Source organism: Sinomonas terricola (assembly GCF_034931225.1).
Taxonomy (GTDB): Bacteria; Actinomycetota; Actinomycetes; order Actinomycetales; family Micrococcaceae; genus Sinomonas; species Sinomonas terricola.
The window spans coordinates 18,147-34,021 of the sequence record NZ_JAYGGQ010000026.1 but is presented as its reverse complement, the minus strand read 5'-3'; the positions used below and the strand labels follow the sequence as shown (position 1 = coordinate 34,021).

15 protein-coding genes are annotated in these 15,875 nt (G+C 67.2%); 6 read left to right on the top strand and 9 right to left on the bottom strand.

The genetic code is table 11. The annotated features are described in order from the left end of the window. Positions 1 to 158: 158 nt before the first annotated feature. Both SPF06_RS21615 and SPF06_RS21610 read left to right on the top strand, forming a co-directional pair. The gene (locus SPF06_RS21615; RefSeq protein WP_323281232.1) at positions 159 to 410 is read left to right on the top strand and encodes a helix-turn-helix domain-containing protein; all 252 of its coding nucleotides are present in this window, start codon (positions 159 to 161) and stop codon (positions 408 to 410) included. Next, positions 397 to 1,107, top strand: coding sequence for a hypothetical protein (locus SPF06_RS21610; protein ID WP_323281231.1), 711 nt, complete (start codon positions 397 to 399; stop codon positions 1,105 to 1,107). The genes SPF06_RS21615 and SPF06_RS21610 overlap by 14 nt, the downstream gene beginning before the upstream one ends. Here the strand turns inward: SPF06_RS21610 and SPF06_RS21605 are convergent. The 3 genes from SPF06_RS21605 to SPF06_RS21595 all read right to left on the bottom strand — a co-directional run bounded on the left by SPF06_RS21605 (position 1,096) and on the right by SPF06_RS21595 (position 7,498). Further along, a complete protein-coding gene (locus tag SPF06_RS21605; RefSeq protein ID WP_323281230.1) occupies positions 1,096 to 1,686 on the bottom strand; it encodes an XRE family transcriptional regulator in 591 nt (196 codons plus the stop codon). The two genes, SPF06_RS21610 and SPF06_RS21605, sit on opposite strands and share 12 nt — an antisense overlap. Positions 1,687 to 1,699: 13 nt before the next feature. Next, complete coding sequence (locus tag SPF06_RS21600; RefSeq protein ID WP_323281229.1) at positions 1,700 to 7,006, bottom strand: CHC2 zinc finger domain-containing protein; 5,307 nt, start codon at positions 7,004 to 7,006, stop codon at positions 1,700 to 1,702. 231 nt (positions 7,007 to 7,237) lie between these two features. Then, entirely contained in the window at positions 7,238 to 7,498 is a 261-nt protein-coding gene (locus SPF06_RS21595; RefSeq protein WP_323281228.1) for a hypothetical protein, read from the bottom strand. A 758-nt stretch (positions 7,499 to 8,256) separates the two neighbouring features. Between SPF06_RS21595 and SPF06_RS21590 the strand changes: the two genes are divergently transcribed. The 4 genes from SPF06_RS21590 to SPF06_RS21575 all read left to right on the top strand — a co-directional run bounded on the left by SPF06_RS21590 (position 8,257) and on the right by SPF06_RS21575 (position 11,003). Beyond that, entirely contained in the window at positions 8,257 to 9,165 is a 909-nt protein-coding gene (locus SPF06_RS21590) for a nucleotide-binding protein (RefSeq protein ID WP_323281227.1), read from the top strand. Positions 9,166 to 9,167: 2 nt separating this feature from the next. Next, on the top strand, positions 9,168 to 9,617 hold the full coding sequence (locus SPF06_RS21585; RefSeq protein ID WP_323281226.1) for a hypothetical protein: 450 nt from the start codon (positions 9,168 to 9,170) through the stop codon (positions 9,615 to 9,617). A 138-nt stretch (positions 9,618 to 9,755) separates the two neighbouring features. After that, entirely contained in the window at positions 9,756 to 9,962 is a 207-nt protein-coding gene (locus SPF06_RS21580; RefSeq protein WP_323281225.1) for a hypothetical protein, read from the top strand. Between the two features lie 51 nt (positions 9,963 to 10,013). Then, the gene (locus SPF06_RS21575; RefSeq protein WP_323281224.1) at positions 10,014 to 11,003 is read left to right on the top strand and encodes a hypothetical protein; all 990 of its coding nucleotides are present in this window, start codon (positions 10,014 to 10,016) and stop codon (positions 11,001 to 11,003) included. Between the two features lie 74 nt (positions 11,004 to 11,077). Here SPF06_RS21575 and SPF06_RS21570 read toward each other — a convergent pair whose 3' ends face one another. From SPF06_RS21570 to SPF06_RS21545, 6 genes are all read right to left on the bottom strand, one after another. Then, a complete protein-coding gene (locus tag SPF06_RS21570) occupies positions 11,078 to 12,133 on the bottom strand; it encodes a nucleotidyl transferase AbiEii/AbiGii toxin family protein (protein ID WP_323281223.1) in 1,056 nt (351 codons plus the stop codon). Then, positions 12,130 to 12,792, bottom strand: coding sequence for a type IV toxin-antitoxin system AbiEi family antitoxin domain-containing protein (locus tag SPF06_RS21565; RefSeq protein ID WP_323281222.1), 663 nt, complete (start codon positions 12,790 to 12,792; stop codon positions 12,130 to 12,132). Before SPF06_RS21565 ends, SPF06_RS21570 begins: the two co-directional genes overlap by 4 nt. A 175-nt stretch (positions 12,793 to 12,967) precedes the next feature. Next, positions 12,968 to 14,035: a methylamine utilization protein MauJ gene (gene mauJ, locus SPF06_RS21560; RefSeq protein ID WP_323281221.1), complete on the bottom strand. Its 1,068-nt coding sequence runs from the start codon at positions 14,033 to 14,035 to the stop codon at positions 12,968 to 12,970. 152 nt (positions 14,036 to 14,187) lie between these two features. After that, the gene (locus SPF06_RS21555) at positions 14,188 to 15,090 is read right to left on the bottom strand and encodes a hypothetical protein (RefSeq protein WP_323281220.1); all 903 of its coding nucleotides are present in this window, start codon (positions 15,088 to 15,090) and stop codon (positions 14,188 to 14,190) included. 113 nt (positions 15,091 to 15,203) lie between these two features. Beyond that, positions 15,204 to 15,344 (bottom strand): hypothetical protein, encoded by a 141-nt coding sequence (locus SPF06_RS21550; RefSeq protein ID WP_323281219.1) that lies wholly within the window; start codon positions 15,342 to 15,344, stop codon positions 15,204 to 15,206. Beyond that, positions 15,341 to 15,838 carry a 3'-5' exonuclease gene (locus SPF06_RS21545; RefSeq protein ID WP_323281218.1) on the bottom strand — a complete coding sequence of 166 codons (498 nt, stop codon included), beginning with the start codon at positions 15,836 to 15,838 and terminating at the stop codon, positions 15,341 to 15,343. Before SPF06_RS21545 ends, SPF06_RS21550 begins: the two co-directional genes overlap by 4 nt. Positions 15,839 to 15,875: the final 37 nt, after the last annotated feature.

The following is a 15,875-nucleotide window of genomic DNA, read 5'->3' as shown; positions in this document are numbered from 1 at the left end:
CGTGCCGGGCCCTTGGCCCGGCACGAACGGGGTCTGGGGCTCTTGGCCGATTCGATGCTTGTTTGTGATTGACATTCTAAAAACCTGTCTGTGTTTCATGGCGTTTTGGCTGTAAAATTGGCCCCGAGTGCTGGCCGGTTTCAGGAAAGGTGTTGGCTGTGACGGATGAATTGGGCAGGGACTGGCTTACGACCGATGAGGTTGCGGAGCTTTTGGGTCTGAAGCCGACTACTGTTGCCCAGGCTTCGTATCAGGCGCGGAAGGGGGGCGGTGGAATGTACGAGAACTTCCCGCAGCCGCGTTTCCAGAAGGTCACGATCTATTCGCGCGCTGACATCGAGGCCTATATGAAGTCCCGGCGGAAGGCCGGCCGGCCTCCGAAGGCGGCTGGTGACGATGGGGATTCCTGAGCTCCTCGGCGAGGCTCCGGAGCGGGGGGACGAGCCGTTCAGGGAGATCGGGGATGCGACTTCGTGGGTCCAGGGCGGGCGGGCGCTCGAGACTGCGCTGGCGATGGGCGCGGATGCCTACAGCACGGATTCCCCGGGCCGTCTGGTGTTCTCGGCGGCCGCGGGTTCGCTGAAGGTCCAGGAGGCCACTGTTGCCCGCTGGATCCGGGACGGGCTGCCGCACAAGAGGGCGGTGTGGCTGAGTTCCGTGGTCGGGGTTGGCGCCGGGCAGCTCGAGCAGGAGCGTGTGCAGCTGGGCATCGCGCAGGAGGCGGCCAGGACGCTCGGCCTCAAGGGGGTCAAGGCGACCGACTGGCGGGCCCGTGGCCTCGATGAGCCCCATGTCCTCTACTTGGTCTGGCTGCCGGCTTTGGGTGTATGGATCCCGCGGGTCGGCCGGCTCAGTGAGACAACCCATCAGCGCTCGACGGGCGGTGCCGGCGGTGGCCGAATTGTGCGGCGGAGGATCTTCGACAATTACTTCCTCGCGGCCGTGGAGAAGTTCGAGGTGCTCGAGGCGTACGAGGGCTGGCGGGTTTCCGTCCCACGGGATTTGAAGTCGGTGACCGGTGTCAAGAAGTTGCAGGGGCGTTCCAGCGCGGTCCTTGCCTGCGCTGGAACGCCCCTGCTGGGCGATCCGGTTTTCCTAGATCTCTGAGAAGTTGATCTCGCTGATGTAGGTCATCTCCCACGCTCCGGCACCGTACTTCGCGCTGAACTCGGATTCGAGGTAGGCGTGGATCCCCGAGTCCCCGCCTTCGGCGTAGGCATCGAGGAGGTCCTGGTACTCCTGCGGGGTGAGCTGCAGGCTGGCATTCCTGAAACGCTTGTAGGTCTGACCGAGGACGTTTGTCCCGGGCACTCCCTGGTTTCCTCGGATGGTGAGCTTGGCGCCCTTCTGGGCGAAAGCTGATTTCTTCTGCTTCTGGACTGCCTGGGCCCTGCCGGCCTTCGTTGTGGCCGCCTTCCGGCTGCCCTTCTGGAGTTTGGAGAGGTTCTCCCCCTTCGGGGCCTGGGTGCCCTTGACCCACCTCTGGACGGTGCGCTGGCTGACTTTGAGCGCCTTCGACGCTGCCCTGGTATCGACGGTCCCGTCCGGGCGGGAATAGGCCGTTCGGAGCATTTCGCCTACATTCGTCGATTTTCCGCTGACCTCGGCGTGCTCGTGGCCCGTGATGGCTGCGAAGAATGTGGTGCGGCGTTCGTCGGCGCTGGGTGGATTCGGGTCGCCGTACATTTTGATCTTTCTCCTACTTCAGCGAGTCAGGGCCGAGCAGCTTCATCGCTGCTTCCTTTTCGAATCCACGGCCGGTGAGGAATTTCCCGATCTCGGAAATTCTCGCGAATCCGAGGTGCTTGTACTGGCCCGCGCCCCGTCCGAGGTGTTTCGGGTCTCCGGGCCATGCGGTGACCGGGTCGGGGTCGGAGGAGGTGTAGGCGATCGCATCGGTCCAGACGGCCACCGGCCACCGGCCGAAGTCCTCGCCGATCTTCACGATCCGCCGGAGGATGTTAGCCCCGGCCCGGCCTTTGATCATGTCGTAGCGCTCGGGGGCATAGGCCGTGCGGCCGGCGTGGTGGTCGTGGCTGCCCATCATGCCGAGCGTGCGGACGTAGAGGTTCTTGACGATGTCCCGGGCGGCCTGCTCATCGCGGTCGGGGGTGTCCAGGGCGGTGCGGGCGTCGATGATGCGCTTGGCCCACGCGGAGAAGATCCTCCCGGACTGGTTCCAGATCCAGGCCTCGAGCGGGCGGATCTCGTAGCCGAGCTCCTCGGCGAAGGCCAGCGTCTCGGTCACGTACCACTTGGGGCCCGCGATGTGCACGCCGGCGGGGTTGAAGATCGAGGGGTAGAGCCACTCTGCCCGCTCGGGGACGTCGACGAGCCAGTACCCGGGGGTCTTGCGGTCGAACTTCGTGGGACCGTCGATATGGGTGGCCGGCCCGATGCCGAAGGTGGTGTCCGCAGCCGCGAGGTAGCTTGCGCCACGGTCCCACACGTGGACGAACTCATGCCCGGCCTCGTCCTCGGTCGGCTTGCGGGACCAGTTGTGGTCGAGCACGAGACCCGGGATCGTGGCGGGCGGGACTGCGTCGTAGGCCTTGAGGGTCTCGGTGCGGTCCTTGCGGGTCTCGGAGAGGAGGTTCAGCCCGGTTGAGGTGGCGCTGACCTGATAGGGGTACTGGAGCGCTGAGGCGAAGGCCTCGAAGCGCCGTGCCACGACGGCGGCCTTCGCCGGCTTCGGCTTGCCCCTCTTGGCGATGTCGACGAGCGCCGGGAGCGCGTCGTCGCCGAGCATCGGAAGGAAGGAGACGAATGCCCTCCGCTGGTCTCCCTTGCCCCACAGCCGCATGGTGCCGGTGATGTGCTCGCCCTTGGCGGACATCTGCCAGCCATCCTCGAGGGCCAGGGCCAGGAACGGGTGGCCTGCTGTTGCCTGCTTGAGCTGTGCGGTGCGCTTGAGCTGGTCCTGCTCGAGCTCCCCGTCCATGCCGAACAGCCGCATGGTGGCCTCCGGGGTGACGAAGATGACTCCGGGCTCGGCCTTGTAGCGCCAGATCCCTGCACGGTTCTTGGCCTTGCGCACGATCGTTCCCAGCCCGATCCCGGCCGCGAGGTCGGCGAGCTGGCCAATGTGCTCGGGCGCAGCCTCGAGTTCTCGCACGGTCCCGTCGGGCATGTAGACCCCGTCGACGTCGAGCACGGCGCACGAGGCGGCGAACTTGGGCAGCTGGGGCGACTCATCCTCCTTGTCGGGGTCCGCGGCCGCCGCCGGGGGCTCGTCCACGGGGCCCGAGGGGGGCGCGGGAGCCGTTTCAGCGGCCGTGGGCGCCTGTTGGGTTGCCGGGGGCGCTGCGGCCGCCTGAGCGGGCTCTGGAGCCGCAGGGGCCGGTTGAGGCGTCTGGGCAGCCACCGGTGCCGGTGCGGCCTGCTGGGCGGCGCTCAACCTCGCGGCGAATCGGGCGTGGCCGACCGTCATCTCCTCCATGGCGCGGTTCCAGCAGCGCTCGTGCATGGGAGTGCCTTCGATCGCCCCCGCAGCGATCTGTTCGCACAGCACGCATGGCTCGTAGGGGCTCAGGACATCCATCACGACGGTCTCGCCGGTGACGTCGACGAAGGTCCTCTGGGGCATTCCGCGCTCCTGGGGGTTGTCGGGGTCGGTGCCGCCGTCGGCAGGCCCTGTGCCGGGGAACAGGGGCGGGGGCGATGGGACGGGGCTGTCGCTTCCGGTGTGCCCTGTGGGGCGTTCGTCCTCGTCGTCGCCGAAGAGGACAGACGCGGGGATGGCCCAGACACGGATCTTTTTGCCGGCCAGCCGCTTCTGGGTGGCGTGCTTCCCGGCACTGTCGCGGGTGATCCACCCGTGGGAGAGCATCGCCGAGCTGATCGAGACAGTGGATTCGCCGAAGGTTGCGTCGGCGCGGGAGGCCATAGTGTTCGCCACGCCCATGACGACGGAGGGGATCAGGTACACGGTGGTGTCGTCGACGGCGCCTATCCTGGTCCCCTGGGGGTTCCACATGCGGTAGCCGTCCATGCCCTGCCCCCTCGAGGCCCACCCGGCGCGCATCGGGTCGGCCGGTTCGTCCCCGTCGACTCCGCTCAGGTGCGCTTCGCCGGAGGCCATGGCGTCGCGGAGGTAGGAGACGAGGCGGTGCGCGGAGTCGCCCGCGACGTCGTTCTGGAGGGAGAGGGCCTCGTAGATCGCCTCGTCGGCGAAGCGCAGCACGTCCCGGGCTTCCTCGGCGGCGAGCGCGCCGCGGCTGACGAGCATCCGCAGCAGCAGGCGCAGGCCATGGGAGCACCACTGGCCTGCGTCGGAGAACCGGCCGAGGAGGCTCTCGTCATGCGGGAGGGTCTTCACGGCCTCGACCCAGTACTGGTAGGGGTTGCCCGGGAGGTCGGGGTTGTTCTGCCAGAGGGTCCGCTCGGCGAGCTCGTCGTCCATCGTCGTCGCGAGGTGCTGGATCAGGGAGGAGCCGATGAGCGATCGGGCCTGGCGCGCGGCCGAGGTCTCGAGGCGGGGCAGGATGTGCTGGGCGTCGACGATGTCCCCGGGGCCAAGCGGGACGGTCAGGAGGCGGGTCTCGGCCGAGTCGTCGGCGCCGAGCTCGCCGGTGGTGATCACGCCGGCCCGCAGGGGCCGGTCGTTGTTGATCGTGCCCCTGACGTTGCCTGCGGCGCGGAGCGTGCCGTTGTAGTTGATGCGGGCGACGTCGCCGAGCTTGCGCTGGGCACGCTTGGGGTCCCCGTCGGGTGCGAAGTCGTCCACCAGCACCGGGAGGTTGGCAGCGAGCGAGATCGTGCGGAAGACGCCGAGGGTCGTGCCGCCGGAGTTGGCGCCTGAGACGATCTCGCGGCGGCCGCGGAAGTGGATGCCGGGGGCGAAGAGCTGGAGCGCGAGGCCGGCGACGGCGGTCTTGTAGGAGGACCGGCCGCCCTGGAGGTGCAGGACGGTCTTGAGCCGGTCGGCGAAGACCGATTCGCAGGCGAAGCCCAACAGTGGCACGATGACCCGGGCCGGCAGCTTCTCGAGCAGGGGCATGATGCCCTCGTCCCAGGCCTTCCTCAGGGCCCGGGCGTCTGAGGTGGGCTCGGGCATGGAGTAGACCGCGAGGGAGTCCGGCAGGGCCACGTCGGCGGGTTCGCTCCCCTGGGCTGTGATTGCGCCGGTGGAGTGGATGAACCGCCAGTCGCCGGTGGGGTCCTGCCGCCATCCGGTCACGGTGAACTTGGGTGTCTTCGTGGCGGGGCCGGGCACGGCCTGGAGGATGCCGTCGAGGGCTGCGTCCTTGCCGCGCCGGCTGGTGGTGGGGAGCGCAGCGGAGCCGAACCAGGGGATCTCGTCGACCCAGCGGCCCTTCTGGATCGTCTCGGCGTCCCAGATCACGGTCTCCACGTCCGTCTGGTACGTGCCGTCGGGGTTCCGGACAGGCTTGCCGCTCTCGTCGCGGTGCCACCGGGAGAACTTCACGCGCATGCCCAGCGAGGGCCGCATGGCCTCGGGGTCCTCGGAGTGGCTGTCCTCGGTGAACCGGTCCATGACCTGCGCCCAGCAGCGGAGCACGGTCTCGTACTTCGGCTTGTACTCCTCCGAGCTCTCGTCCCACTTGTACGTGACCTTCACGGTCTCGCCGCGGCGCACGGAGAACGACGGGGCACTGTTGGGCTGTCCCGGGTCGGGGTCGTTGGCCAGTACCCCGGGGTTGAACGCCGATGTGGAGGCGCCCAGCGGGACGACGTCGTCCGCCCTCGAGCTCTGGAGGGAGGACGGGACCGCGAGGCCGAGGGACTCGTGGAGGTGCCGGACGGCGGCGAACGCGCCGTCCCGGAGCGTGGTGATCTCCTCGGCGAGCTCGCGGTCGGCCTCCCGGACCGTGTCGGGGAGCTGGGCGAGCTCGCGCACCCGCCCGAGGCGCCGCACGGCCTCTTTCGCCCATGCCTGGGCCGCTGCACGGTTCTCCTCGACGGCGTCGCCCCGCTGGGCGAGGGCCTCGCGGGCCTCGGCCTGTCCCAGCGCCTTCTCGACCTGCTTGTGTCTTGCGTCGCGGACGTCCTCGAGCTGGGCGAGCATCTGCGCGGTCGAGAGCGAGATTTCGACGAAGTCTCCGGTGCCGTAGCCGGCCTCGAAATGGTCTGTGAGGTCGCTCTTCGGGTCCTGCGTCGCCGGCAGCACGATCGAGGCCTTGACCCCGAGCGCGACCAGCTGGGGGTACAGGGCGGCCACACGGTTGTAGCCGGCCTTGTCCCGGTCTGCTACCAGGCGGACGTGGGCCGGGATGATCTCGCCGTTCTCGTCGGGGACGAGGAACCAGTTCAGCAGCTCCTCTGGGAAGGCTCCAGAGCCTTGGGCGTTCGTGGTCGCGACCAGGCCCTCGGAGGCGGCCGTGTCGGCGTCCTTCTCGCCCTCGACGAGCCAAACCGTGCGCTTGGCCCGGATCCCGTCGACCACCTCTGGGAGTCGGTAGGGCACCCCGACGAAGCCCTTGGGCTTCTCGTGGACCCTGTTCCCCGTTGCCGGGTCGATGAAGGCCTGCTTGAACCGCTTGGCGGGGTGCGCCTTGACCGTGCACTGCTCGCGCACGACCTCCTGGACCAGCGCCCCGTCCTCGTCGACGTACGCGTACACGGCTGTCTTGGCCCACCGGTGGCGCGGCTCCTGGGCCGTGGCGGGCTCTGCCGCTTCCAGCGCCAGCACCGGCGGCAGAGGGGCAGGCCGCTCGGGCTTCTTCAGCTGCACGACCGAGGCTCTGCGCCCGGACCACTCCGTCTTCGGCGGCAGCGGTGCGTCGAACAGGTCGGACGGCTCGAGCCCGAGGGCGTGGGCGAGGTCCTCGTACGTCGCCGCACCGCCCTGGGAACAGGCGAAGCAGTACAGCATGACCTTGCCGCTGTGCCACGTCACGTGCATCGAGGGGGTCTTGTCCTCGTGCAGCGGGCACAGCGTCATGAACCGGTCGGAGCGCTTCGTCGGGTAGCCCATGCCCTCGAGCGCGCGGATCACGCGGTCAAGGGACGAGCGCAGAATCGGCTCGGGTGATGACGAGCTCACGCGCACCCCCCACCGCGAAAGTAGGTAGACACGCCGAATGCCTCAGCACCACCAAGATGCAGCATCTTGGCTATACTCATGAGCAGAGCAAAGCTCCTTTCGTCTCGACGAGCACAGGGCCCCTGCTCTCGCGAGATAGCGTCAATAACCGGATCGAGTCTCTGTCGCCAAACTTCGGCTCGAATCCCTACCTTTTGAGAACCAGCTGCCCGGCCAGGCAGCTGGTTCTCTTTAAGCGCTCTTGAGGTCCTCCTCGGAGTACTCGGAGACGTCTTTGCTCCGGGAGAGCTCCCGTGCCCGCTTGCGACGACGCTGACGGCCGACGTAGTCAGGCACCGGCAGCCCTCTACCGTTTGCCAGCTCCTTGGTGAGCCAGTCGCTGAACGATAGGTTCTCCGCTGCTGCGAGCCCGTCGTAGTAGTCGAAGTGATCTTCAGGCAGACGGATCGTCTGCGCCTGGCGGTTACCGAAGCTGCGATCAGTCGAGGACATGCCCTCAAGCTATCCCGAAGTTGAACCAAGATCCGGCGACTTGAACCAACCGGCGTGTCGTGCAGCTCGGCGATCGCCAGCATTCCTCGAGTCCCTCCGTCGTCTGGGTCAGTCGCTACCCAAGGTTCGGGGCCGGGCCGGTTTCGGACAGACGAGTTCCATGGACTTTCGAGGAAGGCCTCTTGACATCGGAGCTTCGCGCGCGCACGCGCGTGCGCGCGCACAGGCGCATGTTGTACGGGGGTATGGTCCGGCAAAGGTGGTACAGGTGGTACAGGAGGCCCTGATTTCGGATGTTTCCGCAGGTCAGAGCCTAGTCACCTGTTGTACCACCTTTGAAACCCGCAGGTGAGACAGGGTGAGACAGCCCAGAGTTTCCGCAGGTCAGGGGCGTGTTGGGGTGTACCACCTTTGACGGCGTGCAACGTCAGATCGGGTCGATTTGGACGGATTTCAAGCTCGGATTGGACGGCCCGAATGGCTTCGTGGACATCCCGGAGGGCCGGAAATGTGCCCTCAGTTCAGGAGCGAGTCGGCCCAGTCCGCTCCGATCGAGCCGGCGGCCGCGTAGACGACAGTGTCCGATGCCTTGCACGCCCGAAGTCGCGCTCAGCGGATGCAACTCGTGCTGGTGCAAAAGACGGGTCTCGTGCTGAGGCTGTTGCCTGTGGATAACCAACTTGGGGTGTCGGCACGGAGACCTACACTGTCGCTTGTGCGAAGCCATGGGGGCAGAGCGCAGATAGGGGGCAGCTGCGATGGCAGCTACTTTGGCGGGCGAGACTCCCGAGCGGGTCTTCGTCGTCCACGGCAGGAACGCAGCAGCGCGGGATGCCATGTTCGCCTTCCTCCGCTCGATCGGGCTGAAGCCACTCGAGTGGGACCAGGCGATGGCCCTGACGGGCAAGGCCTCGCCCTACATCGGCGAGGTGCTCGACGTCGCATTCGAGGACGCCCAGGCCATCGTCGTCCTGCTCACGCCGGACGACATCGCCTACATCCGCAGCGAATACGCCCACGACGAAGACCCCGACCTCGAGCCGCGCGGGCAGGCCCGGCCGAACGTCCTCTTCGAGGCGGGCATGGCCATGGGCCGCAACGCGGACCGGACCGTCCTGGTGGAGATGGGAGACCTGCGGCCGTTCAGCGACGTGGGGGGACGCCACGCGGTCCGGATGGACAACACGCCCCAGCGGCGCAAGTCACTCGCAGAGAGGCTGAAGACCGCGGGATGCCCCGCGGACATCTCGGGGGCCGACTGGATGTCCGCCGGGGACTTCACGCCTCCCCCGAAGCCTGGGAACGGCCTCCCCATGGGGAAGCGCGTGCCCTCCCGCGACAGGACCGGCCCCCACGTGGACGGGCACTGGTACGCCAGGAGCGGATCGTCGGTCGACCAGGTCAAGGTCACCAACAACGGCGGCGTGCCGATCCACGACGTCCAGCTCGAGGTCCCAGAGGAGCTCAGCGACCGCATCCAGCTGCACGGCCACGATGAGCCCGTCGCCAAGCTCCCCGTCGGCAAGTCCTTCACCGTGCGCGCCTGGACGACCAACAGGACGCTCGGGGGGAATGCTCCGAACCAGTTCGAGCTGCGCGTGGTCGGCCGTCTCGAGGGCGGCGAGCCCTTCGAGCAGGACATCTACCTCGACGCGGTAGGACAGTAGTCGTGGAGATCGCCATGGAGCTCCCGCTCGACGCCGACGGCTTCCTCCGCAGGGAATGTCCCAACTGCCAGAGGGAGTTCAAGTGGCACCACGGCCCGACGGCCGACGCCCCGGAGGGGATCGTCTATCCCCCAGTCCACTGGTGCCCGCTGTGCGGCCGCTCCGCGGCGTTGGATTCCTGGTGGACACAGGCCCAGATCGAGTACCAGCAGGGCGTCCTGGCGGCGTCGGCGGGCGACATCCTCGCCGATGCGTTCAAGGCCGTGCGAAGCGATCACCTGAGGCTGGAGGTGAACCGCTCGGCCCAGCCAGCGCAGCCGGACCCTCTGGTCGAACCCGATGACATGGTGATTGTCGCCCCGCCATGCCATCCATGGGAGCCGGTGAAAGTCCCGGATGAAGCGCGGGGCCCGTTCTTCTGCCTGCTTTGTGGTGAGGCCTTCGCGGTGTAACCGGCCTTCAAGCTCGCCGCGGGTTCCGCGGGCAGAGTTGGGTGGTGCTGCTCGCACTCACAGCGGCCGCCGGCCTGATATCCCCGGTTATCAGAGCCCAATGTCCGAATCCGCAAGCCGAGGAGGCACACTCACGATATGAGCGAAAACCCGACCCCAGAGCCCGCAGACGACGACATCCTCACAGCACGCGCGCACCTCGCCTCAGCCGCAGTCCACCTCAACGCCGCCATACGGGCGCTCGAGGACATCGAGGGCATTATCGACACCACTGACGCACGCGACGCTCTCCGCGCCACCCTCGAGCGGCTGAAAATAGCCCCAGAGGAATCCGCCGACCAGTAGCCTCATGGTGGTCGATGGATGATCAGGCCGAGTCCTGCCTAGTCTTTCGTCATGGCGCTTCCCCACAATCCCACTTTCAACGCGGGCACAGATTTGGTTTCGGAGGAAGCGTGGCCAGTCGGGACTGTTTGGCATTACACGACAGCGGCCGGACTCGCCGGCCTGGTCGGAGGCAAGGTCCTGTGGGCCAGCGCGATGGCCTTCATGAATGACTCCCAGGAGATGCACACGGGGAAGGCCGTATTCGACAAACTGCTCGAGACGCACGCCGGAGAAGTGGACCCGCACATTCGGGAGAACTTCAGCTATATGGTCCAGGCCGCCTTGAGGAACGACCGGTACAGAACGTTCATTGCCTGCGCCTCCAGGCTGCCGGACAGCCTGACCATGTGGCGGAACTACACAAGCGAGGTCGGGTTCGCTGTGGCTCTCGACGGCACCAAGCCGCTCTTGATGCGGCGCCAACGACGGATCACCGAGAAGATGATCGGCGCCGTGGGCTACCACGGCGAGGAGAGCAGGCAGCTGGTGCGTGAGCTCGCAGCCAACGGATCCGCGGATTTCGCGTGGACCCCGGCCGTGTACGACCCCGCAGAGCAGTACAAGTCGGCCTATGCAGCACTTCGCGGGATCGAGGCCACCGCTCTAGCCCGCGCCGAGAGCCGTGAAATGGACCGGCACGAGCTTGATGCCATAGCGGATGCTGCAAAGGTGCTTCCGACCTTCAAGAATCCGGCATTCCGAGACGAAGCAGAGATGCGCATCGTGTGCGGGACAGGTATTCACGTCGACCTCATGCACCTCAAGCACCGCCCGGGCAGGTACGGGATGATCCCGTACGTCGAACTCGGGATCCCGGAGGATCGTTCGCAAGGGCTTGAAGACGAGCCCGAGCCAATGGCTGATCTTCCGATCACGGGAGTAGTCGTCGGACCGACGCCTTACCCGGAGGAGGCACGCGTTGGTGTACTCGAGTTGCTTCGGTCCCACGGCCACGAAACCGTTCCGGTAATCGAGAGCCGGATCCCTTTCCGGTCATAGGGCCCCAGACGAGGGATCATGTGGTTCGCCAGTCGGACGCTTGGACTGTACACGCAGCTTCTGGCATCCCGGGCCTAGGTGTGAGTGCCCCGGGCTGATCGGGTGTGCTCCCTAACAGGCCATCCGGCGCGCACGTGCGCACGGACCCACACCTCTCCCCTGCCGGGCTCGGCTGCGGCATCGGGGTGTTCCGGCGGCTGTGCCTGCCAGCCGCGTCGTGGGACCCATGTGACGCCGTCCGGGGCGGGTTCCGAGGCGAGGGCGGGGTCGACGAGGCCGGCGACGAGGGCTTCGGCGTCGCGGACGTCGTCGATGCCGTCGACGGCCGCGGTGCGGGCGAGCCGCTGGTACTCGCGTCGGCCCGACTGCTCGCGCCACGCGTCCGGGACCTTGAATACGGCGAGGTCGGAATTGATGTTGTTGAGGATCCGCCTGGCGTCGATGGCCTTCTGGAGCTCGCGGGCGTCGAGCTGCTGGGTGGTCGCGATGGTGACGAGGTCCACGAGGTCCTTGATACGGGAGCTCGGGGCGCCGCCGAAGGTCCCGAGGGTGGCGCAGACCTTGTCGGCGACGTGGTCTGCGATGGGCCAGAGTCTGTACGGGAACGCGGTGAGGTCTTTGGGGAGGTGGATACGGTTCGCCGGGTCCTTGAGCTCGGGCTGCCCGACGGGCGGGTGGGTGAGGGCGAGGTCGACTGAGACGTCGCCGAGCTTCTTGCCGGTGTCGGCGTCGACGGCGGCGAAGACGGCCTTGCGGAGGGCTGTCCCGGGCTGGTTGGTGCCGAGACCGGTGTTGACGGTCTTGACCAGCTCGAAGCGGATGTGGTCACCGAGGTCGGCCGAGACCCTATCAGCGAGGTCGCGCATGGCCGTGTCGAGCTCGCCGGGAGCGCTGAGGTCGAGGTCTTTGGTGCTGCGGGAGTCGGCGACGCGGGCGAGCATCGCGGTGCCGCCTTTGAGGATCCATCCGTCGCCGCCGTCTGCGAACACCCTGGAGAGGAATCGGTCGAAGCGGGCCTGGACAAGCTGTTCGTGCACGCCGTGGCGTGTGCGGCCTTGGGCGAGGTCCTGCTGGGCCTTGGCCTTGATCGCGGCGGCGATCGCCGACCAGGACTTGTAGCCCTCGCTCACGGGGCGGCCTCGAGCGGCTGTGCGCCTGCCTGGCCGTAGAGCCATTGGGTGAAGGCTCGGCCGTCTCCGTCCGGGAACCCGTGCCGGGCGGCGAGCGGGGCGAGGTAGACAGCGAGCCTGTCAGGGCGCACGAGGCGACCGTCCAGGACGGCGTCCCGGACGACGTCGGTGACCAGGCTCGTCTCCGTCCAGGTCTCCACCAGGTCGGCTACCGTCCGCTCGACCGTGAGCACAGGCAGCGCCTCCACGAAGGTCACCTCTTCCGGGGCAAGGTCACGGACCCTGAACCGGACACCGGGGAGGCGGGTTCCCTTGCGGGCTGGCACGATGAGCTCGTGCTCGCCCGGGTAAAAGTCCCCGAGGCCGTGCAGGATCGTCGCGTCGACTCCGGCCACGACCAGGCCAGGGGCACCGGACGGAGACCTCGGCGCATGGTCGCCGCCGAGTGCTAGCCAGGTCGCGATGATGTCCTCGTGCTCGAGCTCCGGGGATCCAGCCATCCTGTAGACGCCCTGCTTCAGTCGCATGAGGCCTCCGGAGGCGACAAGACGGGAAACCTGCATCGGAGAGATCCCAGACTCCCTGGCCTGGGCAGCGGTGACCAGGCCCCATCGCTGCTCGGCTATGCTGCCGAGGACAGCCAGCTTCCCCACGCCCATACAACGATTCTAACGCATAGCGTTATAAATGTTGTAGCTCAAGGCTACGCCTTCATCCTCCTGACCTGTCAGCCTGGCGGGCGAGGTCCTGAAGTCTTCGGGCCCTGGAACCACATGTGTCGCCGAAGCTTTCGGGTGCTTCGGCGCCTGCACTCCGTAGTGAGATCCGGCCGATCTATTCGGTGGCAGCTGGGTGGTCGTTCTCTCGTGCCTGTGCTTCGGCCCTTGCCCTGAGGATCTTCAGCTCGCCCTCAATCGCTTCGCGTGCGATGTAGCGCAGCACCGGGGAGATGCGCCTGCAGGCCCGGACGTCGTCGACGCTGTCTGCGGTCAGTATCCCTTCTGTGCCCTGTGAGAGATGGGCTATGGCATGACGGATCGTGCCACGGACCGAGTCCGCGATAGCTTCGAAGGTCTTCCCGAGATATGGCGAGAAGGGCTCACGTTCGGCATCCGTCGCAAACGGTAGGCGCGCAGGATCCGTTGGCAAGGTCGCCGCGAGTGGGCTCGGCTCGGTGCGGGGTGCTGCCTTCGAGCGGCGGGACCGGCTGTCGTGTGCCCTGACTCCTTCAAGGACCTTGTAGAACGAGAGCGCTTGGTACAAGGGCGAGTTGGACGACAGGCCCTCGCGATATGCAGCCAGAAATGGTGCGAGGTCGGTCGATGACATCGCGTCGATTTGGGTCATTGCTTTGACCTGGCCGGCGACAGTGGCACCGATCCGCACAATGCTTGTCGAGCGTTCGGTCAACACGGTGGCGACGGCCTCGACCGCAGTGTCAGTTGTGAAGGCGAGCCAGCTCAGAAGCGGCAGGATCATATTCGAGGAGATCGATTCGGCTTCCTCGAAGGACCCGGCGGAGACCGCGGTCCGGATCTGCGCGAGCCGGCCCGAGGAATTTGGCACCACTTCTGCGGTGGACGATTCGCTGCCATCTACGGGTACGAGTGAGGCGACGAACCGGCTCCCTGCGATCAAGGAGTTCCCGGACTTGAGAAGGTCGTCAACCCCGATGCCTGCGACTTTCACGTTGTCGGCCCCAGGGATGCCGAGCACATGGACGGTGTCATAGTCGCCCTTTCCGCCCTGCGGCGGGCCGGCTTCGCCTGTCGGGAAGACAGGTACAGCCGTCAGGGTGAGGTACTCCGTGACAGAAGGGCGAGGAACCTGGGCGTGTGGTGGATTGTTCTGTGTGCGCCTGGATCTGGGATCTGGCTTTTTCCGTCGCCTCTTCGAAGACATGGGGTGAGTGTAGGCCGCAGCGCCGGCAAAGCACGTCGCCGCCGTGCTGCGCGGCAATGGCGGTGCAGGCAGCGTCGAGGCGCTCGGCCCGGGCCAGTGCGGTATTCGCTGGGGCCTCTGCCATCAGTGTTCGCTGTGCATTGGCAGGCTCTTCAGCCGTGGATCTCGTCGAGGACGATGTACAGCCTGTTGCTCCGCCCGCCATAACTGCGGCCGAGCATGTCCCCGGTGGTGTGCTGGCGGATTCCCGTGACTCGGTAGCGCTGCCCGGGGGCGAGGATCAGCTCGTGCTCGTCGTGCGGCATTCTGGTCGCCGATCCGACGTAGTAGCCACGGCTGGCGGTGATGGCGAAGTGGACATGCCGCTGCTGGGGGGTCCATTCGGCGTCGTCTCCCCACCCGTACGCCATGAGCCTGGTGTAGCCGGGGTCCAGCGAGGTCGACACCGGACGGTTGTCCCAGCTCAGCTCGTCGCCAGGGACGAGCCGGGCGAGGCGGTCGAACCAATTCTGGGCATCGGTGCTGGTTGCCCACGCTGCGCTCTCCTGCCGGTAGGCGGCCACAGGGTGCGGGAGCAGCCCATGGCCGCTGATCCACGCGGCCAGCTGCGCGGCCTGTTCCGGGCGCACGATGGCCGGACTGTTGTAGTCCTGTTCGCCGGTGTGGCGGTCGACGATGTGTGCGATTGCATCCGGGACCGTGGGCGCGATCGTGTCGCGATGCTGCTCGAGCATTGCGATCGCGGCCCTGTCTGGGCGGAGCCTATACCCGGACGGGTAGCCGGCTAGTACTGCCTGGATCTCGTAGTACGTGTGTGCGAGGACTGAGCTGGCCAGTCCCAGGTTCTCGGTCGTGAATGCCCTGTACGAGGTGTAAGAGGGGAACCCACGGGCAGCGGGGCGCTCCAGGCTGAAGGCGGCGACCGCCGCGAGGTCCCTCGCGGCGAGGGCGAACTGGAACGAGCTGACGGCCTCCTTCCGGGAGTCCCGCTTCCACGTGAGCGGTCGCCGGGATGCCCTGAAGGCGGTGCATGCGGCTGCGGAGAAGTGCCGCACGGCCTCCGCCGGTGATGGCAGGGCGTGAACGGCATCAAGGACGGCCTGCACACACTCGGGACAATCCCCAGGCACCGCCGTTCGGTGCCGCGGAGTTGCGAGGCAGCTGGCGATCACGCCGATCCCCACGCCTCGATCTGCTCGAGCCTTGCCTGGCCGAGCCGTGCCGTGACGGCCGTCCAGATCCGGGACTTGCTGACGTGCATGGGGGACATGGCCCTGAGGGCTTCGGCGCTCCAGCGTGGGGAGGTCATACGGCGTGTAGGGCCAGGTCGACCAGGCGGGCGCACTGGGCGTCCCTTGTGGCCCTGTGTGCCCCTGGCGGCGGGTCGATTCCGAGGGCGGCCATGGTGTCGTGGAGGCTGATCCGCTGCCCTGGCCGGAATCTTGCGGCCGCGGCCTCCATGGTGCAGTCGGTCCCTGCCCAGTGCGCCGCAGGGAGCCCGTGGATGGCCCACGCCTGCTCGAGCTGGCTGATGTCGTAGTCGCGGTTGTGGGCTACGACGACGGATCCCTCGAGGGCCGCGGCGAGCTGGTCCGCCACTTCGGCGAGCAGGGGTGCGGAGGCGAGCATGTCGAGGGTGATCCCGTGGATGTCCGTGGCGATGGTCTCGTGCTCGAGCACGGGGCGCAGGAGGCTCTCGAACAGCACCCTGCCGTCGTCGTCGACGACGGCGACCTCGATCATCTCGGCGTCGTCCTGCAGGCCCGTGGTCTCGCAGTCGACGTAGACCCTTCCACTTCCCATGCCCCCACCGTACGGGCGGGGTCCGACATTCCTGGCC